This is a genomic window from Ferriphaselus sp. R-1, assembly GCF_000746095.1.
Taxonomy (GTDB): Bacteria; Pseudomonadota; Gammaproteobacteria; order Burkholderiales; family Gallionellaceae; genus Ferriphaselus.
In genome coordinates, this window is sequence record NZ_JQKP01000003.1 from 26192 (window position 1) to 50803 (window position 24612).

Annotated in this window: 24 protein-coding genes; 14 read left to right on the top strand and 10 right to left on the bottom strand. The window is 62.5% G+C overall.

What is annotated here, in order from left to right:
* Positions 1-30: 30 nt before the first annotated feature.
* The 4 genes from acnA to DM08_RS04550 all read right to left on the bottom strand — a co-directional run bounded on the left by acnA (position 31) and on the right by DM08_RS04550 (position 5052).
* Positions 31-2721, bottom strand: a complete 2691-nt coding sequence (gene acnA / locus DM08_RS04535; RefSeq protein ID WP_035383466.1) for an aconitate hydratase AcnA — start codon at positions 2719-2721, stop codon at positions 31-33.
* Between the two features lie 34 nt (positions 2722-2755).
* Complete coding sequence (locus DM08_RS04540) at positions 2756-3622, bottom strand: MlaA family lipoprotein (RefSeq protein WP_081908764.1); 867 nt, start codon at positions 3620-3622, stop codon at positions 2756-2758.
* 87 nt (positions 3623-3709) lie between these two features.
* A complete protein-coding gene (locus DM08_RS04545) occupies positions 3710-4249 on the bottom strand; it encodes an NUDIX hydrolase (protein ID WP_035383467.1) in 540 nt (179 codons plus the stop codon).
* A complete protein-coding gene (locus DM08_RS04550; protein WP_202593366.1) occupies positions 4249-5052 on the bottom strand; it encodes an outer membrane protein assembly factor BamD in 804 nt (267 codons plus the stop codon). The genes DM08_RS04545 and DM08_RS04550 overlap by 1 nt, the downstream gene beginning before the upstream one ends.
* Positions 5053-5128: 76 nt before the next feature.
* Here DM08_RS04550 and rluD point away from each other — a divergent pair, with 76 nt between their 5' ends.
* Both rluD and pgeF read left to right on the top strand, forming a co-directional pair.
* Positions 5129-6040 (top strand): 23S rRNA pseudouridine(1911/1915/1917) synthase RluD, encoded by a 912-nt coding sequence (gene rluD / locus DM08_RS04555; RefSeq protein WP_237560226.1) that lies wholly within the window; start codon positions 5129-5131, stop codon positions 6038-6040.
* A complete protein-coding gene (gene pgeF, locus DM08_RS04560; RefSeq protein WP_035383469.1) occupies positions 6030-6782 on the top strand; it encodes a peptidoglycan editing factor PgeF in 753 nt (250 codons plus the stop codon). Before rluD ends, pgeF begins: the two co-directional genes overlap by 11 nt.
* 3 nt (positions 6783-6785) lie before the next feature.
* Here pgeF and DM08_RS04565 read toward each other — a convergent pair whose 3' ends face one another.
* Positions 6786-8111, bottom strand: a complete 1326-nt coding sequence (locus DM08_RS04565) for an N-acetylmuramoyl-L-alanine amidase (protein WP_035383470.1) — start codon at positions 8109-8111, stop codon at positions 6786-6788.
* Positions 8093-8554 carry a tRNA (adenosine(37)-N6)-threonylcarbamoyltransferase complex ATPase subunit type 1 TsaE gene (tsaE, locus tag DM08_RS04570; protein ID WP_081908765.1) on the bottom strand — a complete coding sequence of 154 codons (462 nt, stop codon included), beginning with the start codon at positions 8552-8554 and terminating at the stop codon, positions 8093-8095. The genes DM08_RS04565 and tsaE overlap by 19 nt, the downstream gene beginning before the upstream one ends.
* Here tsaE and queG point away from each other — a divergent pair.
* The 7 genes from queG (at position 8549) to DM08_RS04605 (ending at position 17270) form a co-directional block, all read left to right on the top strand.
* A complete protein-coding gene (queG, locus tag DM08_RS04575) occupies positions 8549-9625 on the top strand; it encodes a tRNA epoxyqueuosine(34) reductase QueG (protein ID WP_035383472.1) in 1077 nt (358 codons plus the stop codon). The two genes, tsaE and queG, sit on opposite strands and share 6 nt — an antisense overlap.
* A 139-nt stretch (positions 9626-9764) precedes the next feature.
* Complete coding sequence (locus DM08_RS04580) at positions 9765-10661, top strand: M14 family zinc carboxypeptidase (protein WP_081908766.1); 897 nt, start codon at positions 9765-9767, stop codon at positions 10659-10661.
* A gap of 213 nt (positions 10662-10874) precedes the next feature.
* Positions 10875-11765 carry a DMT family transporter gene (locus DM08_RS04585; RefSeq protein WP_035383473.1) on the top strand — a complete coding sequence of 297 codons (891 nt, stop codon included), beginning with the start codon at positions 10875-10877 and terminating at the stop codon, positions 11763-11765.
* 71 nt (positions 11766-11836) lie between these two features.
* Positions 11837-12457, top strand: coding sequence for a 3'-5' exonuclease (locus DM08_RS04590; protein WP_035383635.1), 621 nt, complete (start codon positions 11837-11839; stop codon positions 12455-12457).
* A gap of 73 nt (positions 12458-12530) precedes the next feature.
* Entirely contained in the window at positions 12531-13181 is a 651-nt protein-coding gene (locus tag DM08_RS12195; protein WP_051937797.1) for a TetR/AcrR family transcriptional regulator, read from the top strand.
* The gene (locus tag DM08_RS04600; RefSeq protein WP_035383474.1) at positions 13174-14226 is read left to right on the top strand and encodes an efflux RND transporter periplasmic adaptor subunit; all 1053 of its coding nucleotides are present in this window, start codon (positions 13174-13176) and stop codon (positions 14224-14226) included. Before DM08_RS12195 ends, DM08_RS04600 begins: the two co-directional genes overlap by 8 nt.
* Positions 14223-17270: an efflux RND transporter permease subunit gene (locus tag DM08_RS04605; protein WP_035383475.1), complete on the top strand. Its 3048-nt coding sequence runs from the start codon at positions 14223-14225 to the stop codon at positions 17268-17270. Before DM08_RS04600 ends, DM08_RS04605 begins: the two co-directional genes overlap by 4 nt.
* An 11-nt stretch (positions 17271-17281) precedes the next feature.
* Here DM08_RS04605 and pap read toward each other — a convergent pair whose 3' ends face one another.
* A complete protein-coding gene (pap, locus tag DM08_RS04610; RefSeq protein WP_035383476.1) occupies positions 17282-18769 on the bottom strand; it encodes a polyphosphate:AMP phosphotransferase in 1488 nt (495 codons plus the stop codon).
* 113 nt (positions 18770-18882) lie between these two features.
* On the opposite strand from pap, the gene DM08_RS04615 reads away from it, so the two are divergent.
* Together DM08_RS04615 and DM08_RS04620 are read left to right on the top strand one after the other, a co-directional pair.
* Positions 18883-19446: a YqhA family protein gene (locus tag DM08_RS04615; protein WP_035383477.1), complete on the top strand. Its 564-nt coding sequence runs from the start codon at positions 18883-18885 to the stop codon at positions 19444-19446.
* On the top strand, positions 19446-19910 hold the full coding sequence (locus DM08_RS04620; protein ID WP_035383478.1) for a TlpA family protein disulfide reductase: 465 nt from the start codon (positions 19446-19448) through the stop codon (positions 19908-19910). The genes DM08_RS04615 and DM08_RS04620 overlap by 1 nt, the downstream gene beginning before the upstream one ends.
* 21 nt (positions 19911-19931) lie before the next feature.
* On the opposite strand, the gene DM08_RS04625 is transcribed toward DM08_RS04620, so the two are convergent.
* Positions 19932-20528, bottom strand: coding sequence for a malonic semialdehyde reductase (locus DM08_RS04625; RefSeq protein WP_035383479.1), 597 nt, complete (start codon positions 20526-20528; stop codon positions 19932-19934).
* 143 nt (positions 20529-20671) lie between these two features.
* Between DM08_RS04625 and DM08_RS04630 the strand changes: the two genes are divergently transcribed.
* The gene (locus tag DM08_RS04630) at positions 20672-20965 is read left to right on the top strand and encodes a TusE/DsrC/DsvC family sulfur relay protein (protein ID WP_035383480.1); all 294 of its coding nucleotides are present in this window, start codon (positions 20672-20674) and stop codon (positions 20963-20965) included.
* Positions 20966-20978: 13 nt separating this feature from the next.
* Here the strand turns inward: DM08_RS04630 and DM08_RS04635 are convergent, their stop codons facing one another.
* Positions 20979-21569: a lytic transglycosylase domain-containing protein gene (locus tag DM08_RS04635; protein WP_051937809.1), complete on the bottom strand. Its 591-nt coding sequence runs from the start codon at positions 21567-21569 to the stop codon at positions 20979-20981.
* Positions 21570-21571: 2 nt separating this feature from the next.
* Entirely contained in the window at positions 21572-23281 is a 1710-nt protein-coding gene (locus DM08_RS04640; protein WP_035383481.1) for a proline--tRNA ligase, read from the bottom strand.
* Between the two features lie 123 nt (positions 23282-23404).
* On the opposite strand from DM08_RS04640, the gene DM08_RS04645 reads away from it, so the two are divergent.
* Together DM08_RS04645 and DM08_RS04650 are read left to right on the top strand one after the other, a co-directional pair.
* Positions 23405-23935, top strand: a complete 531-nt coding sequence (locus tag DM08_RS04645) for an RNA pyrophosphohydrolase (protein WP_035383482.1) — start codon at positions 23405-23407, stop codon at positions 23933-23935.
* Positions 23936-23951: 16 nt separating this feature from the next.
* On the top strand, positions 23952-24551 hold the full coding sequence (locus tag DM08_RS04650) for a CBS domain-containing protein (RefSeq protein WP_035383638.1): 600 nt from the start codon (positions 23952-23954) through the stop codon (positions 24549-24551).
* Positions 24552-24612 lie beyond the last annotated feature (61 nt).

Consider the following 24612-nt stretch of genomic DNA (forward strand, 5'->3'; position numbering starts at 1 on the left):
CGCGCCCAGCCGCGATGACCGGATCCGGCCTCATTGCCCTATCAGATCTTTCAGCACGAAGGGCAGGATGCCGCCGTTCTTGTAGTAGTCCACTTCGATCGGGGTGTCGATGCGCAGCAGCAGGGTGACGCTCTGCTGGCTGCCGTCCTGACGGGTGATGGTCAGGGTGATGTCTTGCTGCGGCTTGATCTCGCCGTTGAGGCCGGTCAGGTCGAAACGCTCGGAGCCGTTCAGATTCAGCGCGGCGAGGGTGTCGCTGCCCTTGAACTGCAGCGGCAGCACGCCCATGCCGACCAGGTTGCTGCGGTGGATGCGCTCGTAGCTCTTGGCGATGACGGCCTTCACGCCCAGCAACTGGGTGCCCTTGGCGGCCCAGTCGCGGCTGGAGCCGGTGCCGTATTCTTCACCGGCGAAGATCACGGTCGGCGTGCCGTCGGCGATGTGCTTCATCGCGGCGTCGTAGATGGACATCTGTTCGCCGTTGTACAGCGTGTAGCCGCCTTCCACACGGCTGCCGTCGTCCTTGGCAGGCAGCATCAGGTTCTTGATGCGCACGTTGGCGAAGGTGCCGCGCATCATCACCTCGTGGTTGCCGCGCCGTGCGCCGTAGCTGTTGAAATCCTTCACTGCCACGCCTCGGCCTTGCAGGTACTGGCCTGCGGGCGTGGTGGGCTTGAAGCTGCCCGCCGGGCTGATGTGGTCGGTGGTGACCGAGTCGCCCAGCAGCGCCAGCGCCTTCGCGCCACAAATGTCGCCGATCTTGGGCGCAGCCGCCTCGAAGAACGGCGGGCAGGCGATGTAGGTGGAGTCGTCCCACTGATACTGATTGCCGGTGGGCGCTTCGATGGCGTTCCACAGCGGCAGGTCGCGGGTCAGGTCGGTGTACAGCTTCTGGAAGATGGCCGGGTCGGTGGCGTACTTCATCATGGTGGCGACTTCGTGGCTGTTGGGCCAGATGTCCTTGAGGTACACCGGCTGGCCGTCGCTGCCGGTGCCCAGCGGCTCGGTCGAGAGGTCGATGTTGGACTTACCGGCGATGGCGTAGGCCACCACCAGCGGCGGGCTGGCGAGGAAGTTGGCCTTGATGTTCGGGTGGATGCGCGCCTCGAAGTTGCGGTTGCCGGACAGCACGGCGGCGCAGATCAGGTTGTTGTCGGTGATGGCCTTGTCGATGTCCTCGCGCAGCGGGCCCGCGTTACCGATGCAAGTGGTGCAGCCGTAGGCGGCGACGGAGAAGCCCAGCTTGGCCAGCGGCTCCAGCAGACCGGCGTTGGTCAGGTATTCAGTCACCACGCGCGAGCCGGGGGCCAGCGAGGTTTTGATATGCGGTGCGACGGTCAGGCCCTTGGCCACGGCCTTTTTGGCCAGCAGACCGGCGGCCAGCAGCACGCCGGGGTTGGAGGTGTTGGTGCAGCTGGTGATCGCGGCGATCAGCACGTCGCCGTTGCCGATCTCCAAGCCGTCGCGGCCGGTGGCGTAGCGCTTGCCCAGATTTTCGGCGGGCTGATTGAAACCGTTCTCGGCCACCGGCTTGCTGAACAGGCTGTTGAAGGTGTCGCGCATGTCGGGCAGGGCGATGCGGTCTTGCGGGCGCTTCGGGCCGGAGAGGGAAGGCACGATGCTGTCGAGGTCCAGTTCCACCACGCTGCTGTAGTCGATGCTGCCTGCCGCCGGGATGCCGAACAGGTTCTGCGCCTTGAAGTAGGACTCGAACGCATCCACCTCGGCGGCGGTGCGGCCAGTGTTCTTCATGAACTGCACAGTCACCTCGTCCACCGGGAAGAAGCCCATGGTGGCGCCGTATTCCGGGGCCATGTTGGCGATGGTCGCGCGGTCAGGCAGGGAGAGCGCGGCTGCACCCTCGCCGAAGAATTCGACGAACTTGCCGACGACCTTGTGGCGGCGCAGCAGTTCGGTCACGGTCAGTACCAGGTCGGTGGCGGTCACGCCTTCGCGCAGTTTGCCTTTCAGGTTCACGCCAACCACGTCCGGGGTCAGGAAATACACCGGCTGGCCCAGCATCCCGGCTTCCGCCTCGATGCCGCCCACGCCCCAGCCGACCACGCCGATGCCGTTGATCATGGTGGTGTGGCTGTCGGTGCCGACCAGCGTATCGGGATAAGTCACGCCGTCCTTCTGGATCACGCCGCGCGCCAGATATTCCAGGTTGACCTGGTGCACGATGCCGATGCCGGGCGGTACGACCTTAAAGGTATCAAAGGCTTGCATGCCCCACTTCATGAAGCGGTAGCGCTCGGTGTTACGCTCGAACTCCAGCGCCATGTTGGTTTTCAGCGCGTCGGGGCTGTTGTAGCTGTCGATCTGCACCGAGTGGTCCACCACCAGATTCACCGGCACCAGCGGCTCGATCACCTTGGGGTCTTTGCCCAGTTTGGCGGCGGCATCGCGCATGGCGGCGAGGTCGGCCAGCAGTGGGACTCCAGTAAAGTCTTGCAGCACGATGCGGGCGACGACGAAGGGAATCTCTTCGCTGCGCGGCGCATTCGGCTTCCAGTTGGCCAGCTCGCGCACGTGCTGTTCGGTCACCTTCTTGCCGTCGCAGTTGCGCAGCACGGACTCCAGCACGATGCGGATGGACACCGGCAGGCGCGTGATGTCGGCCACACCGGCAGCTTGCAGCGCGGGCAGGGAATACATCACGCCGCTGGATCCGTTGGCGAGGTTGAAAGACTTGCGTGTATCGAAAGGATTGTGGGACATGACTAAGGCTCCGTGGGGCAGTGGCAGGGAATGATCAGGAATGGCAAGCGGCGGCGCGCGAGTGACGACATGGTTTGGACGGTACGACCAGACTTGCAGCGACGAACGGTTCTACCCCGGCTCCGGGGTTATCAAGGCTCGAATGCGCGTCGGGCGCTGGCGCTGGCGGTGTCGGTTCCGTGTCACCGAAATCATCGTCTTCGTCCTTCACCTCCGGCGGATTGCCGTCATACACCAGACTTTGGCGTCGGGTCAGGTAGGCATCACGTATGAACGAATAACGATCCAGCGCGACATCGTCCAGCATCTTCTCCTGGTCGAGCAATTGGGCGCGACGATTGACGGCCTTGGTAAGGTACAACTGGTTGCGCGAATGGATAGGCCGTGTCCGGCTGAGCGGTGCGGGCAGAGTATCGACGTACATGCCTATGCCATCACGGATGTCGGTCGGGCCCAGCAGGGGCAGCATCAGGTATGGGCCGCTGCTCACGCCCCAGTAGCCCAGTGTCTGGCCAAAATCCTCGTTGTGCTTCTCGAATCCGGCGACGGTCGCCAGATCTATCAGTCCACCCGCTCCGAGGGTGCTGTTGATCAGCACGCGCCCGACATCCGAGAAGGCCTGCGGCAGTTTGAGCTGTAGCACATCGTTGACCGTGACCACGATGTCGTCGAGGTTGGAGAAGAAGTTGCTGATCATGGTCCTGCCGACGGTCGGCATGACCTTCGTGTAGCCTTGGGCGATGGGTTTGGTGATCGCCTTGTCTGCCACTTCGTTGAATTGGAAGATGGCACGATTGGCCGACTCGAACGGATCTTGTGGATCGCGCTGTGCGGGCGCGGCACAGCCGGTCAGCAGTAGCAGGGAACACATACCGGTTAGGGCGAACTGGGACAGTTTCATGAGTGGGCGATCATCTGACTGGGCAGCGGATTATAAAAGGAACCGTAGTGATTGGGTACGGGAGTGACGATAGTTTGCTGTGCGGTACTAGCCTGGGGGCGGCACATCGGTGATGGTGAAGTTGTAGCTGCCGGCCTTGCGTTCCTGGAAATAGCGCTGCAAGGTATGCCGCACGGTACGGAACGCCAGGTCATCCCACGGTATCTCGTGCTCGGCGAACAGCCTGACTTCGAGACTTTCCTCGCCCGGACTGAAATCCAGGTCGAGCAAGCGGGCGCGGAACAGCAAGTGGACGTGGCTCATGAACGGCAGACTGTAGAACGAATACAGCTCGCCGATCTCGACCCGGGCATTGGCTTCTTCCAGCGTCTCGCGTGCAGCGGCCTGGGCGACGGTCTCCTCGTTCTCCATGAAACCTGCGGGCAAGGTCCAGAACCCGTAACGCGGCTCGATGGCGCGCAGGCAAAGCAGGATGCGGCCATCTTCCCATTCGGGGATGGCACCCACGATCAATTTCGGATTCTGGTAGTGGACGGTCGAGCAGGCCGTGCAGACGTGACGAATGCGATGGTCACCCTGAGGCTGACGCAGTTCGGTGGGCGCACCGCATTCAGGGCAGAATCTCATCAGCGTTTCCAGAACTGCCACCAGGGGCGGTCGGTGGCTTCCAGTATGGTCGGCGCACTATCCCCGCCGTTGGCGGCAAGCACCCGCTGGGCATCGTCACGCAGGTCAGTCATGCCCAAGGCATCGTAGGCGCGGACCATGATGCGCAGGGCATCCACGGTCTGGGCCGACTGCGGGTAGATGGAAAGCACGTTCTTGGCCCGGTTCAACGCGGCGACATAGGCACCGCGCCGCAGGTAATAATTGGCCACATAGGTCTCGGACCGGGCCTGAGCATTGATCAGATATTGCATCCGCACCTTGGCATCGGGCACGTACTTGCTGTTGGGGAAGCGGGTGACGAGTTCGCTGAACGCGTCGAACGAATCCTGCGCCGCCTTGGCATCGCGCTCGGACAGGTCCTGCTGGAAGAAGTCGCCGAACACGCCCAGATCGGAGTTGAAGTTGATCAGGCCCTTCAGGTAGTAGACGTAGTCGATCTGCGGGCTGTTAGGGAACTGCTTGATGAAACGGTCCGCCGCAGCCAGGGCAGAGTCGGTTTCACGCTGTTTGTAGTAGGCGTAGGCGATCTCCATCTGTGCCTGTTGCGCATAGCGGCCATACGGATAGCGGGCGACCAGGCCTTCCAGCGTCTTGGCGGCCTTCTCGTAGTTCTCATCGGCCATTTGATCCTGAGCCTCGGCATACAGCGTCTCCACCGGGACGTTCTTGGCTACCTGGTCGGGACGACCATCGGGCAGGGGAGTAAAAAGCTGGCAGGCAGTGAGCGTAAGCAGGAGGAAAACGGCTAAACTACGGCGCATGACGGAATCCAAAAAAATTTTCGCGATTATACCCGAATCCACCCCGGCGACAGTTTGCTTGCAGGTACCGATAGAGATGGGCGGTACCCGCCTCGATCAGGCACTCGCCAAGTTGTTGCCGGACTATTCCCGCAGTCGCCTGCAAAGCTGGATCGAACAGGGGCTGGTGACGCTGAACGGCGCGCCCGCTACGGTCAAACAGAAGCTGTGGGGGGGCGAGCAGATCGAGGTGCTGCCGCAGACACTGCCGTCCGAGCAGGTGCACCAGCCCGAGGACATCGCGCTCGACATCGTGTACGAGGACGACGACATCCTGGTCATCAACAAGCCGGTCGGGTTGGTGGTGCATCCGGGCAGTGGCAACTGGGAAGGCACACTGCTGAACGCACTATTGCATCATGCGCCGCAGCTGGCCGAGCTGCCCCGCGCCGGTATCGTTCACCGGCTGGACAAGGACACCAGCGGCCTGATGGTGGTCGCCAAGACGTTGATCGCCCAGACCGCGCTGGTGCGCCAGATGCAGGAGCGCAGCGTCAAGCGCGAATATCTGGCGCTGGCCTGGGGAGAGTTCGCACGCGGCGGCAAAGTGGATGCACCTGTGGGCCGGCATCCGACGCAGCGGGTCAAGATGGCGGTGGTGGCGGACGGCAAACCCGCCGTCACCCATTACGCCATCGAGGAATCCTTCCCCGCCTGCACTTTGCTGCGTTGTCGCCTGGAGACGGGACGCACCCACCAGATCCGCGTACACATGGCGCACCTCGGCCACCCTCTGGTGGGCGACAGCATCTACATCAAGGGCGTGCAGAAATGCCCTCCGCAGTTGCGCACCATCCTGCACGGTTTCCCGCGTCAGGCGCTGCACGCCACCCGTCTGGCGCTCGAACACCCGACCCACAACGTGCACATGGAGTGGGAAGTGGCGATGCCGGAGGACATGGAACAGCTGCTGGAAGCTATCGATGAGGCCAGTGCCAATGTCGAATGAGCATCTGATCTTCCCCGACTGGCCCGCACCCGCCCGGGTCAGGGCGCTGCAGACCACCCGGCAGGGCGGGTTCAGCGCTGCACCCTATGCCAGCCTAAACCTCGGCAGCCATGTCGGCGATGCGCCCCTGGCGGTGGCGCGCAACCGCATGGCCTTGAACACGCTGCTGCCCTCGGAGCCGGTCTGGCTGAATCAGGTGCATGGCGTGACCGTGGTCGATGTCGGGCAGGCGGCCTGCCTGCCGCAGGCCGATGCCAGTGTCTCGAACCGGCCCGGCGGCGTATGTGTGGTGATGACGGCGGATTGCCTGCCGGTGTTGCTGTGCGATGCAGCAGGGGGCGTGGTCGGTGCGGCGCACGCGGGCTGGCGCGGCCTGTGCGACGGAGTGATCGAGGCGACCGTGGCGTGCATGGGCGTGGCACCCGGATCGCTGATGGCCTGGCTGGGCCCGGCCATCGGCCCAAGCGCGTTCGAAGTGGGCGAGGAGGTGAGGGCGGCGTTCCTCGCACAGCAGCCGGAGGCCGAGACCGCCTTTACGCCCGCATCAGGGAATGCAGGTGTCGGAGGCGGCAAATGGTATGCCGACATCTTCGCGCTGGCACGCCTGCGACTGGCGGCCTTGGGCATAGAGCGCGTGTATGGCGGCGGGGTGTGTACCTATTCCGATGCGGAACGCTTCTTTTCCTATCGCCGCGACGGCGTGACCGGGCGCATGGGCAGCTTCATCTGGCTGGAACGCTGAAGCTCAGCGCTCCGCGACCTTGGTCCGCATCAATGGCGGGTTCTGCGCCAGATACCGTTTTACGCCCGACAATACCGCATTCGCCAGCTTGTCCTGATAGGCATCGTCGGTGAGGCGACGCTCCTCGTCGGGATTACTGATGAAGGCAGTCTCCACCAGGATGGACGGGATGTCAGGCGATTTCAGAACGGCGAAACCGGCTTGCTCGACGTGGCCACGGTGCAGGGCGTTGATGTCGCCCAGCTCGCCCAGCACATGCTTGGCCAATTTGAGACTGTCGTTGATGGTCGCGGTCTGCGACAGGTCGAGCAGGGTGCGTGCCAGGTAAGGGTCTTTCACCGCGATGTTCACACCACCGATCAGGTCGGCCTCGTTCTCCTTTTTCGCCAGCCAGCGCGCTGCAGCACTGGTGGCCCCATGTTCGGACAGGGCAAATACCGAGGAGCCATGCGCCTCCGGATTGATGAAGGCATCGGCGTGGATGGAGACGAACAGGTCGGCGTGGGCCGCACGCGCCTTGGCGGTGCGACCGCCCAGCGGAATGAAATAGTCGCCGTCGCGGATCAGCACGCCGCGCATCCCGTCCTGCTCATCCACCAACTTCTTCAGGCGGCGGGCGATGGCCAGCGTGACGTTCTTTTCCAAAGCCCCGCCGCTGCCATGCGCACCGGGATCTTCGCCGCCATGACCGGCATCGATGGCGATGATGAGCGTGCGCTCGGTCAGCTCGGCGCGGTTCCGGGGAGCTGGGGCAGGCTTGGCGGTGTCGCTACTGCCCAGGGTGGTGGCGAGTTTTCCGGCCACCTCCGCAGCGGGGCGTTTCTCGCCGCCCGGCGTGGGCACGGGCGCAGGTGTCGCACTCGGGGCGGGCGCAGCCTGCTCGGGACGTGTCTGCATCAGGGCCAGCAGAGGATCGACCGGCTGTGCCGGATATACGTCCAGCACCAGCCGGTAGCCGTACTCTGCCACCGGCTTCAGCTCGAACAGCTGCGGTTTGGCCTCGGCCTTGAGGTCGAGCACCAGACGCACCACGCCGGGCTTGAAACGCCCCACCCGTACGCTCTTGATGTACGGGTCGTCGCTGCCCAGCTTGCCGGTCAGGTTCTTGAGCACGTCGTTCAGTTCGACATCCTCCAGGTCGATCACCAGGCGTTCCGGGTCCTTGATGGCGAACATGTTGTAGCTCACCGGCTGCTTAGATTCCAGCGTCAACCGGGTGTAATCCTGCGCCGGCCACACACGCGCCGAACTGATGAGCGTCGCTGCCTGTACGGGAGCGAGCCACAGCAGGCAGAGCAGGGCGGCCAGTTTCAAAGTGCGTTCAAGCATCGTTTTCCTGCTTCACTGTAGGCGCGTAACCGCGCTGCCCGTCCATGCGGCACGATCTGCAAGCCGATCTCCACATCCGCCTCGGGCACCAGGCCCTGCGCCATTTCCGGCCATTCCACCAGACAGATGTTGTGTCCGTCGAACTCGTCGCGGAAGCCCGCCGCTTCCCATTCGCTTTCGTCCTGAAAACGGTAAAGGTCGAAATGCCGCAGTTCGAGCCCCCCCGCCTGATAAGGCTCGATCAGGGTATAGGTCGGGCTCTTGACGCGCCCCTGATGGCCGAGCCCGTGCAGCAAGGCGCGCACCAGAGTGGTCTTGCCCGCGCCCAGATCGCCGCGCAGCCAGACCACCAGACCGGGCCGCAAGGCGCGGGCCAGCCGAGCGCCCAGCGCGATGGTCGCGGCCTCGTCGGGCAGGTTCAAGGTATCATCGGTGTCATGCAACAGAATTCATCTCCACAGGAACTGGCCGCACTGGCCGCACGTATCAAGGCATGGGGCAGCGAGCTGGGCTTTCAGGCCGTAGGCATCGGCGGTATCGATCTTTCCAGCGCCGAAGCCGGGCTGACGGACTGGCTGGCACAGGGTTTTCACGGCGGCATGGATTATATGGCAAAACATGGCCTCAAACGTGCCCGCCCGGCAGAGCTGGTGCCGGGTACGCTGAGTGTCATCTCGGTGCGCATGGATTACCTGAGCGTGGCCGCCCAGGCGGGCTGGACCGTGCTGGAGGACGGCTCGCGCGCCTACATCTCGCGCTATGCGCTGGGGCGCGACTACCACAAGGTGCTGCGCAACCGGCTGGATAAGCTGGCACAGCGCATCCGCGAGGAAGTGGGGGAGTTCGGCTACCGTGTGTTCACCGACAGCGCTCCGGTGCTCGAAGTCGAACTGGCCAGGCGTACCCGGCTGGGCTGGCGCGGCAAGCACACTTTGCTGCTCAGCCGCGAACAGGGCTCCTGGTTCTTTCTGGGCGAGCTGTTCACTGACCTGCCGTTGCCTGCCGACATCGCCGGGGACGAGCACTGCGGCAGTTGCCGCCGCTGCCTGGACATCTGCCCGACGCAAGCCATCGTCGCCCCTTACCGGCTGGATGCCCGTCGCTGCATCTCGTACCTGACCATCGAGCATCGGGGCAGCATCCCGCTCGAACTGCGCCCGCTCATCGGCAACCGCATCTACGGCTGCGACGACTGCCAGCTGGTCTGCCCGTGGAACCGTTTTGCCCAGATCAGTACAGAGGCGGACTTCGCGGTGCGTCACGGGCTGGACGATGTCGGTTTGGTCGAACTCTTCGCCTGGGACGAGGCGACGTTCAACACGCGCATGGCCGGCAGTCCCATCTACCGCATCGGCCATGAACAATGGCAGCGCAACCTGGCGGTCGCGCTGGGCAACGCGCCGCCCGATGCCGCGATACGGCGGGCGCTGCAACAAGGTCTGGCGCTGGCTACGCCACTGGTGGCGGAGCACATCGCATGGGCGCTCGACCGGCAAGACGGTGTGGTCAGCTGAGGGGCGGTTCGGTCACAGGCCTTGCGCAACAGCCAGCCTGAACGGTAGGATGCCCCGCGCTGGCACGGAGTCGCCGGCAGATAAAAAACGGGGCGAGCGGTTCTTTGCTCCACCATGGAAGAATAGGAGTGAAGAGTTGATGCAACCCTGTTGGGCTCGTTGCCTGTTGATCGCCGCGTCGATCGCACTAGCTCCGGTCGCTGTTGCCGATACCGGCCTGATCGGTTCCTGGTGCGACCAGCTCGGTAGTCGCCTGCACAGCGTCTCTGCCGATGCTTGTCGCGTGCAGGATTTCACCGTCGCGAACGAACGCACCACCAGGGGAAATCTCCTGGTGATGCGCGACATCGCGGTCGACGACGACAAACTGCCGCCCGACGCAAAGCGCATCCTGGTCATCGGCGGTATCCATGGCGATGAGCTCACTTCGGTGTCGACGGTCTTCCGCTGGTTGAGCTGGATCGACCAGTCCGGTGCGGTGGATTACCGCTGGCGGGTGATCCCGGTCGCCAATCCTGACGGCCTGTTCGCGCGCCCTCCGACCCGCGTCAACGCCAACGGCGTGGACATCAACCGCAACTTCCAGACCCCGGATTGGGAGCGCGATGCCCGCAGCTATTGGACGCAGCGTACGGGCAGCGATCCGCGCCGCAATCCCGGCAAGCAGGCCTGCTCGGAGGTGGAAACGCGCTGGCTGCAGCAGCAGGTTGAGATGTTTCACCCCGATCTGGTGATTAGCGTCCATGCGCCGTACAACTTGCTCGACTACGATGGCTCGATGCCCGAACCGACCCGCTTCGGGCGCTTGTTGCTCAACCGGCTGGGCGTGTATCCGGGCTCCATGGGTAACTACAGCGGTTTGTACAAGCAGATACCAGTCATCACCATCGAGCTGCCGAATGCCACCAACATGCCCAGCCTGAGCGACCAGCGGGCCATGTGGGAGGACATGCTTCAGTGGATGCGGCGCAATCTTCCGGTGGCGCTGCCACCCTCCGGACTCAAAGGCATCGACGTATCGCCGGTCCCGGATTGACAGTCCGCCCCCGGCCTCAGGATAATCCGCGCCCATGAGAACCCCGACCATCCTCCGTATCCGCCGTGTAATGCCGTCCAGCCTGGTACGCAAGGCCTGGCTGCGCGCGCGCTGTGGTCCGGAAAGTTAGCCATCTGAAGTCTCACCGATCTTTCCAGGCCACAGCTAACAGTCTGTGGCCTGTTTGTTTTCTACCCGAGGAGGGGATGCGTCATGTCGCTTTCGGCAGCCTTTGTTTCCGTGATCCTGATCTGGTCCACCACGCCGCTCGCCATCAAATGGAGCGCGCTGGAGGCCGGGTTCAGCTTCGCTGTGTTCTCGCGCATGGTGATCGGCACGCTGCTGTGCGCCGCGTTGCTGGTGACCCTGCGCGTGCGCTTCCCGCTGCATCGCAGGGCGCGTCTGGCCTATCTGGTCAGTGGCACGAGCATGTTCGGCGCGATGGGCTTGAGCTATTGGTCAGCGCAGTTCATCAGCTCAGGCATGATCTCGGTGCTGTTCGGCTTGTCGCCGCTCATCACCAGCCTGGGGGCCATGCTGTGGTTGAAGGAAGAGGCGCTGACAGCGAACAAGCTGGCCGGTATCGCGTTCGGAGTGTTGGGCCTGTTCACGGTGTTCTACGGCAACCTGCAGCTGGGCAGCGAGGCGGTGCTGGGACTGGCCGCCTTGCTGTTGGCAGTGGTGGTGCAGTCGCTCGGCCTGGTGTGGCTCAAGCGTATCGGGGACGATAGTCCGCCACTGGCCACGACCTTGGGCAGCTTGCTGGTCGGACTGCCGTTGTTCTTTGCCGAATGGATGCTCACGGCAGGCGGGGTGGTTCCTGCCGCGCTCTCTGGCAGAGCCTCGGCTGCCATCGTCTATCTGGGCATCGTCGGCTCGGTGCTGGGCTTTGTGCTCTATTACTACCTCATCAAGTACATGGAGGCGGGGCGCATCGCGCTCATCACGCTGGTCACGCCGGTGTTGGCCCTGTTGCTCGGCAGCTATCTGAACGGCGAGGTGGTACTGCCGCAGGTGTGGGCGGGTACGGCCAGCATCCTGTTCGGTCTGGCGCTGCATCGCTGGGGTACGCGCTGGATGGGCGGTTCCGGTAGCCGCCTTTGAACGGTGAATAGGCGGCCCCTGGTCCCGATTATTGATTACACTGCGCCGATTATTCGTCCGGAATGATTGCCATGACTGCTCCCAAAATCAGGAAGGTTGCACCGACCAAGGATGAGATCGCAGCGATGCCGCCGTTCGTGGGACTGCCGCTGCAGCACATCCATATTCCGAGCTGTCGCGAGGAGTTCGCTGCGGCTGCTGCCGAGATCATGGCAGCGGGTGTGGTCGGCTTCGATACCGAGTCAAAACCGACCTTCGTCAGTGGCGAGGTCAGCGACGGGCCGCATCTGGTGCAGTTCGCCTTGCACGACAAGGCCTACCTGTTCCAGCCGCATCGCGCGGAGGGGCTGCCGTATCTGATTGAGCTGTTGCGCTCGCAACAGCTCATCAAGGCCGGATTCGGCCTGAGGTCTGATGGCTCGCATGTCCGTGCCCGATTCGGTGTGGACATGGGGGGCGTGGTCGATCTGAACCATGTGTTCAGCCATGACGGTTACCACCGCGAGATGGGCGTGCGTGCAGCCGTGGCGCTCATGTTCCGGCAGCGTTTTGCCAAGTCGCGCAAGGTCACCACTTCGAACTGGGCGCAACGTGAACTCACCGCGCAGCAACAGCTCTATGCCGCCAACGATGCCTACGCGGCCCTGAGGGTGCTGCAAGCGCTGGGCATGGAAAAATTGGCTTATTCCTGACCAACAGCAGTGAGCTTGATTCCTGACTTGCGGTCAGGATATGATGCGGTCGTTTTGTGACCGAAAGTCAATTATGGCTCGCCCCTCGATCAGTCCGGAAGAAAGGCAGTTGCGTACCACCCAGCTACTGGACGCGGCTGTGGCTTTGTTGCTGGAGAATCCCGACCGTATCCCCAGCGTGGCCGAGGTCGCGGCGCGTGCCGGCATCGCCAAGGGGGCGGTCTACCTGTATTTCAGACGTAAGGAAGATCTGTTGCTGGCAGCCCACGAGCGCCACATCGCCATGTTCTTCGATGCCTTGGTGGAATACGCCCAGGCCGATGCCCCGGTGACTTTCGCCGGCGTGTTCGAGCTGGCGACCCTCCATTTGATCCAGCCTCAGGTCGTGTTGCCGTTGGCCGCCCTGATTGGAGGGGTGCTGCACAAAAAGGCCCATCCAGAGGCGGTAGACGCCTTCGAGCAGCGCCTGGCCGAGCGCCTGCGGCTGGCTGGCAGTCTGCTATACCGCCATTTCCCATTGCCCGACGAGTTGAGCGGCGTTCGCCTGCTGATGCGCTCGTTCGCCCTGATCCTGGGGCTGTGGCAGCTGATCGGCAGGGAGAAGCCGATGTGCGGCAGCCCTGAGATATCCGCCATGCTGCTGCCCGATTACCCCTCCGAACTGCATGCGGCGCTGTACGCGCTGTGGCAGGGTGCCTACGACAAGGACGACAACCATGCATAAATCCATCTTCCTGTGGCTAGTGCCCCTATTGGCGGCGTGCAACAAGGCCGCTCCGCCACCCGAGCCGGTGCGGCCGGTGAAGACGCTGGTGATGGGCTTGCAGCCAGCTGCTGCAAAGTTGACATTGCCGGGCGAGGTGCGCGCGGTACACGAAAGCCCGCTGGCGTTCCGCGTGGGCGGGAAGGTGGTGGAATGCCGCGCCCATCTGGGCGATAGCGTGCAGCGTGGACAGCTGCTGGCCAGACTGGAGGCGGCTGACTATCAGTTGGGGGCGCAATCCGGTGCCGCCGCTGAGAGCGAGGCCCGCAGCAATCTCGAATTCGCCGAATCCGACTTGTCGCGTTACCGCAAGTTACACGAGCAAGGCTTTATTTCAGCAGCACAATTGGAACAAAAACAACTGGTCGCCGATGCTGCAAAAGAGCGCCTGAAGGCGTTCCGCTCCGGCCATGAGATCCAGTCGAGGCAGTTGGCCTACACCACGCTCAACGCCGAGCAGGACGGCGTATTGACCGCCGCTGATTGCAATCCCGGACAGGTGGTCGCGGTCGGACAGGCGGTGTTCAGGCAGGCGCAGGGCAAGGCGCGTGAGATCCAGATCTATCTGCCGGAAGATGCCATGCCCAGAATAGACCGGGCTACGAAGTTCCAGGTGCAGCTGGGGGCCTTGCCGGGGAAATCCTATCAGGGCAACTTGCGCGAGCTGGCTGCAGCGGCTGATCCCGCTACCCGCACTTACAGCGCACGCATCAGCCTGCCTGAGGCCGATGACGCATTGCATCTGGGCATGAGCGCGAGCGTGAGCATGCCGGACACTGCCGGGAGTGTGTTCCGCTTGCCCTTGGCCGCCGTGTTGAGCCGCGACAGCCATCCTCAGGTCTGGAAGGTCGACAAGTCGCAAACCGTGCATGCGGCGGCGGTCACCGTTTCCGCCTTTGACGGCAACGAGGTTCGTGTCGCCAGTGGTCTGGCGGCGGGCGATGTGGTCGTGATCGCGGGGGCCAGCTTGCTACGTGAAGGTCAAACCGTGCGGCTGCTGCCATGAGTCAGCGCGGCAATCTTACTGCGCTGGCGCTCGGTCAGCGCGAACTGTCCTGGTTCTTCATCGCCCTGATCGGTATCGCCGGGTTGATGGCCTATTTTCAGCTCGGTCAGCGCGAAGACCCTGACTTTACCTTCCGGGGCATGGTCGTCCGCACGATGTGGCCGGGCGCGACCACTCAGCAGGTGGATGAACAGGTCACGCAGCGCATCGTCAAGAAGTTGCAGGAAGTCCCGTATTATCTGGAGGCCTACAGCTACTCGCGCAGCGGCGAGTCCATCATCATCCTGGAGTTGCAGGACAACACGCCCAAGGATCAGGTGCCCGAGCTGTGGTATCAGGTGCGCAAGAAGGTCGATGACATCCGTCATACCCTGCCGCCGGAAGTGCAGGGGCCGGGTTTCAACGACGAGTTCGGCGATGTGTTCGGTTCCATCTACGCCTTTACCGGCGATGGATTCTCACTGGCCGAGTTGCGCCGTCATGTCGAGAAGATCCAGCAGCGCCTGGTCGACCTGCCGGACGTGGCCAAGGTGTCGCTGGTCGGCGTGCAGCCCGAACAGATCAACATCACCCTTTCCAACCAGAAACTGGCGACATTGGGCATCGCCCCGCTGGCCATTGCTCAGGTCTTGCAACAGCAGAACATCGTGCAGGATGCCGGGCGGCTGCAAGCGGGCGACTATTCGGTCCCGCTGCGGGTACGCGGCGAGTTCCAGAGCCTGGACGAGTTGCGCGCCATGCCCTTGCGCGTCAAGGGGCATACCCTGCGTTTGGCCGATATCGCCGAGGTTACCCGAGGCTATCAGGACCCACCCGAGATCACCATGCATTACGCGGGCAAACCGGCCATCGGTCTGGCGATCTCGATGAAACCGAGCGGCGATGTGTTGCGGCTGGGGAAGGACCTGCACCGGGAAATGGCCGCGTTCCGTGCCGAGTTGCCGGTGGGGGTCGAGTTCGCCCGCGTTTCCGACCAGCCCGCTGTGGTGGAAGGGGCCGTAGGCGAATTCATGAATTCGTTCCTGGAAGCGGTCGCCATCGTGCTGGTGGTCAGCTTCATCAGTCTGGGTTTGCGTGCCGGTCTGGTGGTGGCGGTGACCATCCCGCTGGTGGTGGCGGCGACCTTTCTGCTGATGCGCATCTTCCATATCGACCTGCACCGCATCTCGACCGGCGCGCTCATCATCGCACTCGGGCTGCTGGTGGACGATGCCATGATCGTGGTCGAAATGATGGTGCGCAAACTGCAGGAGGGCTACGACAAGACTCGCGCGGCCACCTTCGCCTACTCTGCGACCGTGTTCCCCATGCTGTCCGGTACGCTGGTGACGGCGGCGGGCTTTCTGCCCATAGGCACGGCGCAATCATCTACCGGCGAATACACCTTCGCCATGTTCGCGGTGGTGACCATCGCCCTGATTGTATCCTGGGTGGCGGCGATCTTCGTGACGCCGCTGGCAGGGCATTGGTTGCTCAAGGCGCATGTCGGGCACGGCGACGAGGTCTTTGATACGCGGTTCTACCGCCGCCTGCGCGGGGCGATTGAGTGGTGTCTGGACCACCGCAAACGGGTGATGCTGGCGACACTGGGGCTGTTTGCGCTGGGCGTGATCGGCATGAAGTTCACCGAGAAACAGTTCTTCCCCTCATCCAACCGTGTCGAACTGTTGGCGGAAGTCTGGTTGCCGGAAGGCTCCAACATCCGGGCCACCGAGCGCGAGGCTGCCCGGGTCGAGGCACTGCTGGCGGCAGACCAGGAGGATGTCGTCAGTTATGTGACCTATGCCGGTTATGGTTCGCCGCGCTTCTTCCTTTCGCTGGATCAGCAGATGTACCGCCAGAACTTCGCCCAACTTGTGGTGCTGACGCGCGACATGGAAGCGCGCGAGCGGGTGTTGGCCAAGTTGCAGCGGGCCTTCAATGACGACTTCCCCGGTGTCCGCGCCCGCGTGCAACGGGTTCCACTCGGGCCGCCGGTGACCTATCCCGTCGAGTTTCGCGTGCTGGGTGATGATCTGCCCACCCTGAAACGGCTGGGCGACCAGGTGGCCGAGCTGATGCGTACCGATGACAGGCTGCGCGATGTTCATCCCGGCATGGGGTTGCAGATCCCGATGTTGCGGGTGGATGTCGATCAGGACAGGGCGCGCGTGGCTGGGGTGACTTCGCAGGACATCGCTCGCACCTTGCGCAATGCCACCGAGGGTCTGCCTGTGGGCCAGTTCCGCGAGGCCGATCAGTTGATCGACATCGTGCTGCGCACTCCCGCCAGTGAGCGTGAGCAGTTGGAACAGGTGAGTGCCTTGCAGGTACCGAGTGCGCATGGCGGTAGCGTGCCGCTGGCCCAGGTCGCCCGGCTCTCTTACGTCCTGGAGGAATCCATCATCTGGCGCAAGAACCGCGACATCTCGCTCAGTGTGCGCGCCGACATCGTTCAGGGGGTGCAAGCCACCGACGTGGCCATGGATCTGGATCACAAGATCGACGCGCTGCGTGCCACGCTGCCACCGGGCTATCGCATCGAGGCAGGCGGCGAGTTGGGTGAGAACTCCGGTGCACAGGATTCGATCAACGCCGGGATGCCGTTGATGCTGGCCGTGATCCTCGGTGTGTTGATGATCCAGTTGAAATCACTGTCGCGCACGGTGATGGTGCTGATTACTGCGCCGCTGGGCATCATCGGTGTGGCGCTGGCGCTGCTGGTGTTCCACAAGCCGTTCGGCTTCGTTGCCATGCTGGGTACCATCGCGCTGGGCGGCATGATTATGCGCAACACGGTGATCCTGATCGACCAGATCCGGCAGAACAAGGTGGAGGGCATGACTCCCTGGGATGCGGTGTGCGATGCCACCGTGCGCCGTTTCCGCCCGATCATGTTGACCTCGGCGGCAGCGATCCTGGCGATGATCCCGCTCACCCGCAGCGTGCTGTGGGGGCCGATGGCCTACGCCATCATGGGTGGGCTGTTGGTCGCCACGCTGCTGACCGTGCTGTTCGTCCCGGCACTCTACGCCAGTTGGCACAAGGTCAGGCGCGAGGCCTAGCCATCAGCGCATCATGGGCGTTTGATGGCATCCTCGATGCGTTGACACAGTGTCTTCAGGATCTTGATGCGGGCGTAGCTCTTGTCGTTGGCTTCCACCAGCGTCCACGGAGCGTGGCCCGTGCTGGTCCGGTCGACCATGTCGCACACGGCGCGTTCGTAATCGTCCCAGCGGTTGCGGTTACGCCAGTCTTCCTCGGTGATCTTGAAGCGCTTGAAGCCTATCTGCTCGCGTTCCTTGAAGCGGCGTAGCTGCTCTTCCTTGCTGATAGCCAGCCAGAATTTGACGATCACGGTGCGATGGCGGGCCAGTTGCGACTCGAAATCGTTGATCTCGTGGTAGGCGCGCATCCAGTCATGGCTTGAGCAATAGCCCTCTATCCGCTCCACGAGCACACGCCCATACCAGGAGCGATCAAAGATGGCGAGCCGCCCGCGACGCGGTATGTGGCGCCAGAATCGCCATTGATAGGGCTGGGCGCGCTCATCCTCGGTGGGGGCTGCGATGGGGATGACCGAGTATAGGCGCGCATCCAGAGCCGCCGTGATGCGACGGATGCTGCCCCCCTTGCCGGCGGCATCGTTACCCTCGAACACCACGATGACCGTGATGTCGTTGAATCCCGGATCGCGGGTGAGCAGGGCGAGCTTGCCTTGGTACTTTTCCAGTTCAGACTTGAACCTCTTTTTATCCAGCGCCAGATCGAGATCGAGCGAACGCAGCAGGTGCAGATTGTCGATGGCGGGCAGGAACGGGGAGGGTAGTGGTGACGGACGCTCTTCGGCCGGGCGATTCAGCCGTTTGTTCAAGGCTTCCAGAATGACCTTGCCGATGGTGAGATCGCGGTAGTTCGCATCGGCTCCCTCGACGATGATCCAGGGAACCTCAGCCGTACTGGTATGGCGTATGACCGCCTCATGCGCCGCGTGGAACCGGTCGTACAGTTTGTGATGCGCCCAGTCGCGCTCGGTGACCCGCCAGCGGGTCTTGGGGTCGCTTTCCAGCAGTTTGAAGCGCTGTTTCTGTTTCGCGCGCGAAAGATGCAGCCAGAATTTGATGATCAGTGCACCTTCGGCGCTGAGCATCTGTTCCAGCCGATGGGCACGTTCCAGGCTGCGGACCAGGTCGGCCTCCTTGGTCCGGCCATGGACGCAATCGAGTATCGGCCATGTGTACCAGGAGCCGAGGAAGAGGCCGATCTTGCCTTTCGGCGGCAGGGCAAGCCAGAAACGCCACATCATGGGCCGCTCCAGCTCTTCGATGGAGGGCTCGCCCATGCCATGGGTCTGGATATGGCGAGGGTCCATCCACTCGTTCAATACGTTGACGATCTCGCTGCGGCCAGCCCCATCCACGCCGCCGATGAGGATGATGACCGGGAATGCGGCATGTTGGGCAAGCTCGAACTGGGCATCCAGCAAGGCCTCGCGGAGTTTGGGGACTTCAGCCTCGTACGTCGCTTTGTCTATCCTGTGGCCCAGCTCGGCAGATTCGAACATATCCCCTCCGTCCCTTTGGAAATGGCATCCATTGTAGCCTCCCCGATAAATCTTGCCACAGCACCGGCTTTACGCTTTAATGCCGCCCGCTTTATCCCGAATGGAGTGACCTTATGAAACTGATTGAGACCCTGTTTGAAGGCGCGCTGTGGAACAGCCGTTTTGTGATCCTGATAGCCGTGATAGGCAGTCTGCTGGCCAGCCTGGCCATTTTCTACATGGTTTCGGTGGATGTTTCCATCTTGCTGCAACACATTCTGCACTACGGTTCGAACGAGCTGACCGCCGAGGCGCGCAAGGCGCTGCATGACTCGTCCGTGTCGCACATCGTCGAGGTGGTGGACGGCTTCCTGCTGGGTACCGTCATGCTGATCTTCTCTTTGGGTCTGTACGAACTGTTCATCAGCGACATCGACCATGCCGAAGGCAGTAAATCTTCGAGCAAGATCCTGGTGATCCACAGTCTGGACGACCTCAAGTCGCGCCTGGCCAAGGTGATCCTGATGATCATGATCGTCACCCTGTTCGAGGAGGCGCTCAATATGAAGCTGGAGACACCGCTGGACTTGTTGTATCTCGGCGGAGCGATCGCGCTGGTAGCGGTGGCGCTGTACCTGTCCCATGCTGGCGACCATCCCAAGGCCGGCCACGGTGACGACGCAGGCGACGGACACTGATGGCTCGTCCGGCTTGGCTGTTGGCGATCCTGCTGCTGGTCGGCAGTGTATCCGCCCAGGGGTTTGAGTTCACTGACCTGCAAGGCAAGCAGGTCAAACTGTCCGACTTTCGCGGGCGCTGGGTGCTGGTGAACTTCTGGGCTACCTGGTGTCCGCCCTGCCTGCGTGAAGTGCCTGATCTGATGGCGCTGCATCGGGCGCACAAGGACAAGGACCTGGTGGTGATCGGCGTGTCGCTCGACTCTACTCGCGACTCCGTCAAAGAGTTCGTGGGCAAGCATGCCGTGAACTACCCCATCGTGGTCGGCGACTACAAGCTGGCCAAACAGGTCGGCGCGGTCGAAGTGCTGCCTACCAGCTATCTCTACGACCCTCAGGGCAAGCAGATCAGCTATCAGCCCGGCATCCTCAGCCGGGAGGATGTCGAGGGGTATATCCGTTCAAAATCAGGCAAGGCCAACTAGACGTTGGCCATGCGGGGCCGTTCAGGCGATGCTGCAGGCCTGGTCGAATTCCAGCCTGGGATTGCGCGGATAGACTCCCGTGCTGTCGCCATAACCCAGGTTGCACAGGAAGTTTGATCTGATGCTGGTCCCGGCAAAGAACAATTCATCCACCTTGGCATTGTCGAACCCGCCCATCGGGCCGCAGTCCAGTCCCAGCGCCCGTGCGGCGATCATCAGGTACGCTCCCTGCAAGGTACCGCCGCGAAAGGCGTTGGTAAAGGCGACCTGTTCGTCATAGTCGAACCAGCTGCGCGCACCCGGCGCATTGGGGAACAGCTGGTCCAGTTTTTCGTAGAAGTGCAGGTCGTACGCCACGATGGCGGTGACCGGAGCAGCCATCGTCTTGGCCAGGTTGCCCGCTGCCAGTGCCGGAGCGAGCTTTTCCTTGGCCTCGAGGGAGCGCACGAAAACGATGCGGGCCGGACAGGAGTTGGCCGCCGTCGGCCCCATACGGAAGAGCTCGTACAGCCTGTGCAACAGTGCATCCGGCACGGGGATGTCCTGCCAGGTGTTGTGGGTACGTGCCTGGAGGAAGAGTTGATCGAGGGCGGACTGGGTCAAGGGTTGCTGCGGCATGTCGATCTCCGTTCTGGTTCGTTGTGCAGGGCCGGACGGATTGGGTCACGGCACGCGCGATTGTCTCACCCTTATGGGTAGTTGACTATAATGCTAGGGTAAGATTGAATCGAGGCTCTAACAACATATCAGGAAAAGCAGTCATGAACATTCCCAATCGTGATGGTGACGGTTATCTGGTCGACATGAGCGACTGGACACCGGAGATAGGTCGCGCCATGGCCGAAGCGGACGGCTACGAGCTGAACGACAAGAAGTGGGAGCAGATCATCAAGGCTCGTGAATACTACGAAGAGTTCGCCTTGGTCCCGCCCATCCGCAAGTTCGCGAAATATCTCGATGAGGATCAGAAGGATGTGTTCGAGCTATGGATGACCGGGCCGATGAAGCCGATCACCAAGTACGGCGGCATGCCCAAGCCCACAGGCTGCGTCTGAGCGAGCTGGCGAGCTAGCGCAGCATCCAGTGCTGCCAGGCTCCCTTGACCATATTCGGGTACTCCGCCTGCCCCAGACTGCCGTTGTAGCGACCCAGTGCGCGGAACAGGTCACCGTTCTCCCGATCCAGATAGTGGCGCAGGATGGTGCAGCCGTAGCGCAGGTTGGTGCGCAGGTGGAACAGATTGTGTTCCGGCGCGCCGATCTGCTTCGTCCAGAACGGCATCACCTGCATGTAGCCACGCGCGCCCGCGCTGGACACGGCGTACTTGCGAAAACCGCTTTCCACTTCGATCAGGCCTAATACCAGTTGCGGATCCAGCCCGGCGCGGCTGGCTTCGTAGTGCACGGTGGTGAGGAAATCGCGCCGCTGATGTTCGTCGGGCAGTTGGCGGGTGAGGCGGGGTGACAGTGCAGCCAGCCAGCGTTCGGCTTCCTGATCTGAGCCAAAGGCCGGTTTGGCCGGCGCGCGATCGCTGATGCTGTGCTGCATCATGGCTTGCACGCTGGCGGAAAGCTGCTCTTCGACTTGCGCACCTGCCCAGGCGGCTGGGGCGAGCGTCAGGCCGATAAGCAGCAGGCCGAGGCGGCAGCGCGCAGGCAGGGTCAAGCCGCCAGCACCTGCCGGACCAGTGCAGCGACATCGGCCAGCGCCACTTCTTGCTTTTCGCTGTCGCGGCGGCCCTGGTATTCCACCTTGCCGTCCTTCAAGCCACGGTCGCCCAGAGTGATGCGATGCGGCACGCCGATCAACTCCATGTCGGCGAACATCACGCCGGGGCGCTCGTCGCGGTCGTCCAGCAACACGTCATAACCGGCGGCGCTCAGCTCGGCGTAAAGCGCTTCGGCGGCGGCGCGCACGGCTTCGCTCTTCTTCCAGCCGATGGGGCAGATCGCCAGTTGGAACGGAGCCATCTGCGCCGGCAGGGTGATGCCGCGCTCGTCGAAATTCTGCTCGATGGCCGCGCCCACGATGCGCGACACGCCGATGCCGTAGCAGCCCATCTCCATCACTTGCGACTTGCCGTTCTCGTCGAGGAAAGTGGCGCTGAGCGCCTCGGAATACTTGGTGCGCAACTGGAAGATGTGGCCGACTTCGATGCCGCGACACAGCTCCAGATGGCCCATGCCGTCCGGCGAGGCGTCACCGGAAACGACGTTGCGCAGGTCGTGGACGTTGGCTTCGTCCAGCGCGATGTCGCGGCCAAAGTTGGCCCCCGCGTAGTGGAAGCCGTCTTCGTTCGCACCGCAGATGAAATCGCTCATGGCAGCGGCGGAGCGGTCGGCCAGCACGCGCACAGCGGCCTTGACCGGGCCGATGTAACCGGCGCGGCAGCCAATGTGGCGCTGGATCTCGTCGTCGCTGGCGAAACGGAACTCGCCGCCCAACACCTTGGCGGCCTTGATCTCGTTCAACTGGTGGTCGCCGCGCAGCAGCAGCAGGGCGAACTGGTTTTCGGCATCCATCACGGCGATGGCCTTCAACACCTTGTCCGCCGTGGTGTTGAAGAACGCGGCCACTTCCTCGATGCTCTTCTGGCCGGGGGTGATGACCTTTTGTAGTTCCTGCGTGGCGGCGGCGCGCGGCGTTTTCGGTGCGACGGCTTCGGCCAGTTCCACGTTGGCGGCGTATTCGGAAGTGGGGCAGAAGGCCAGCGCGTCTTCACCGGAATCGGCTAGCACGTGGAATTCGTGCGAACCGGAACCGCCGATCGCGCCGGTGTCGGCAGCGACGGCGCGGAATTGCAGGCCGAGGCGGGTGAAGACGCGGGAGTAGGTTTCGTACATCACGCGGTAAGTCTGTTCCAGGCTCGTGAAATCGGCGTGGAAGGAATAGCTGTCCTTCATCACGAACTCGCGGGCGCGCATCACGCCGAAACGCGGGCGGACTTCGTCGCGGAACTTGGTCTGGATCTGGTAGAAATTCACCGGCAACTGGCGGTAGCTGCGAATCTCGCGGCGGGCGACGTCGGTGATGACTTCTTCGTGGGTGGGGCCGAAGCAGAACGGGTTGTCGTGCCGGTCCTTGATCTTCAGCATCTGCGGGCCGAACACCGCCCAGCGGCCGGTCTCTTCCCACAGTTCGGCGGGCTGCACGGCGGGCATCAGCAGCTCGATGCCGCCGCTCTTGTTCATCTCTTCGCGCACCACGGCTTCCACCTTGCGCAACACACGCAGGCCCAGCGGCATCCAGGTGTACAGGCCGCTGGCCAGTCGCTTGATGTAACCGGCGCGCAGCATCAGCTTGTGGCTGGGCAGCTCGGCTTCGTTGGGAGCTTCCTTGAGGGTGGAGATGAAAAACTGGGAAAGGCGCATGGCGGTTCTGTTCGGGTTGGATATTCGGAGGCGCATTTTACCGTGAAAGAGCGGGCTTTTGCCTTTTCAGCGTGGCCGAAATGTGGAACAATCCGCCCAACTTAAATTAACAGCGGGGCGAGCATGATAGACCGTGATGGTTATCGCCCGAATGTCGGCATCATACTGACGAACGCCAAGAATCAAGTGTTTTGGGGTAAGCGGGTACGGCAGGATTCGTGGCAATTCCCGCAAGGCGGCATCCAGCACGGAGAGACACCGGAGCAGGCGATGTACCGCGAATTGCACGAGGAAGTGGGGCTGCATCCCGACCATGTCAAGATTCTGGGTCGCACACGCGACTGGATGCGTTACGAAGTGCCGCAGCATTGGGTAAAACGTGAGTGGCGCGGCAGCTACAAGGGGCAGAAACAAATCTGGTTTCTGTTGCGGTTGGTAGGACGGGATTGCGATGTCAGTCTGCGCGCCTCTGACCATCCCGAGTTCGATGCCTGGCGCTGGAACGATTACTGGATAGAGATGGATAGTGTGATCGAGTTCAAACGTGACGTGTATCGTATGGCGCTGAACGAACTGGTGCGCTATCTTCCGGCAGTGAGATTCACCGCCCGTCAGACCACCGAAATGAAATCCAAGCAGTCCCAACAACCCTGAACAACCAAGGATGACCATGAACAGAGAATATGCTGCTTTACCCGCATCCCGCTTGAAGAGCGGCTCCAGCTTTGCACGTCCGACGCAAGTCTTGCCCGAGCGTGTCACGCTGGAGAGCAATGCGACCGATGTGATGACCAGTTTGCGCAACGTCGCTGTGGTGACTGTACGCGCCAAGACCGCGATGGATCGGGCCAATGCGAAAATGATCCGTTACGGTGTGCGTACTCTGCTGGTTTTGGACGACAACGAGAAGGTCGCAGGCCTGATCACCGCCAACGACATCCTCGGTGAAAAACCGATGCGCCATTTGCAAGAAGTCGGCGGCACCCACTCCGACATCCAGGTGTGCGATGTGATGACACCGGAAAGTGATCTTGAAGTCATCAAATTGGCAGATGTCATGGCTGCCAAGGTCGGACATATCGTCGCTACGCTCAAGGCAGCCGGTCGTCAGCACGCTCTGGTGGTGGATGTCGATGCCAGCGGCCACCAAACAGTCTGCGGCTTGTTCTCTGCCACCCAGATCGCGCGTCAGCTCGGATTGACCCTGCAAGGCTATTTCGAAGTGGCTCGCACCTTTGCCGAGATCGAGAAAGCCATCGCCTCTGCTTGATTCCACAGTAGCTCTGCATCTCTGGTGCGTTCCGGATGGGACGACACCGGGGAAGTCAACA

Coding starts and splice junctions, on each gene's coding strand:
- DM08_RS04620 (WP_035383478.1), top strand. CDS start 19,446: ATGGCTCGTCCGGCTTGGCTGTTGGCGATCCTGCTGCTGGTCGGCAGT.
- rluD (WP_237560226.1), top strand. CDS start 5,129: ATGGGCGGTACCCGCCTCGATCAGGCACTCGCCAAGTTGTTGCCGGAC.
- DM08_RS04580 (WP_081908766.1), top strand. CDS start 9,765: ATGCAACCCTGTTGGGCTCGTTGCCTGTTGATCGCCGCGTCGATCGCA.
- DM08_RS04645 (WP_035383482.1), top strand. CDS start 23,405: ATGATAGACCGTGATGGTTATCGCCCGAATGTCGGCATCATACTGACG.
- DM08_RS04550 (WP_202593366.1), bottom strand. CDS start 5,052: ATGCGCCGTAGTTTAGCCGTTTTCCTCCTGCTTACGCTCACTGCCTGC.
- DM08_RS12195 (WP_051937797.1), top strand. CDS start 12,531: ATGGCTCGCCCCTCGATCAGTCCGGAAGAAAGGCAGTTGCGTACCACC.
- DM08_RS04585 (WP_035383473.1), top strand. CDS start 10,875: ATGTCGCTTTCGGCAGCCTTTGTTTCCGTGATCCTGATCTGGTCCACC.
- DM08_RS04545 (WP_035383467.1), bottom strand. CDS start 4,249: ATGAGATTCTGCCCTGAATGCGGTGCGCCCACCGAACTGCGTCAGCCT.
- acnA (WP_035383466.1), bottom strand. CDS start 2,721: ATGTCCCACAATCCTTTCGATACACGCAAGTCTTTCAACCTCGCCAAC.
- DM08_RS04625 (WP_035383479.1), bottom strand. CDS start 20,528: ATGCCGCAGCAACCCTTGACCCAGTCCGCCCTCGATCAACTCTTCCTC.
- DM08_RS04565 (WP_035383470.1), bottom strand. CDS start 8,111: ATGCTTGAACGCACTTTGAAACTGGCCGCCCTGCTCTGCCTGCTGTGG.
- DM08_RS04605 (WP_035383475.1), top strand. CDS start 14,223: ATGAGTCAGCGCGGCAATCTTACTGCGCTGGCGCTCGGTCAGCGCGAA.
- DM08_RS04650 (WP_035383638.1), top strand. CDS start 23,952: ATGAACAGAGAATATGCTGCTTTACCCGCATCCCGCTTGAAGAGCGGC.
- pgeF (WP_035383469.1), top strand. CDS start 6,030: ATGTCGAATGAGCATCTGATCTTCCCCGACTGGCCCGCACCCGCCCGG.
- DM08_RS04540 (WP_081908764.1), bottom strand. CDS start 3,622: ATGAAACTGTCCCAGTTCGCCCTAACCGGTATGTGTTCCCTGCTACTG.
- DM08_RS04615 (WP_035383477.1), top strand. CDS start 18,883: ATGAAACTGATTGAGACCCTGTTTGAAGGCGCGCTGTGGAACAGCCGT.
- pap (WP_035383476.1), bottom strand. CDS start 18,769: ATGTTCGAATCTGCCGAGCTGGGCCACAGGATAGACAAAGCGACGTAC.
- DM08_RS04590 (WP_035383635.1), top strand. CDS start 11,837: ATGACTGCTCCCAAAATCAGGAAGGTTGCACCGACCAAGGATGAGATC.
- DM08_RS04600 (WP_035383474.1), top strand. CDS start 13,174: ATGCATAAATCCATCTTCCTGTGGCTAGTGCCCCTATTGGCGGCGTGC.
- queG (WP_035383472.1), top strand. CDS start 8,549: ATGCAACAGAATTCATCTCCACAGGAACTGGCCGCACTGGCCGCACGT.
- DM08_RS04630 (WP_035383480.1), top strand. CDS start 20,672: ATGAACATTCCCAATCGTGATGGTGACGGTTATCTGGTCGACATGAGC.
- DM08_RS04640 (WP_035383481.1), bottom strand. CDS start 23,281: ATGCGCCTTTCCCAGTTTTTCATCTCCACCCTCAAGGAAGCTCCCAAC.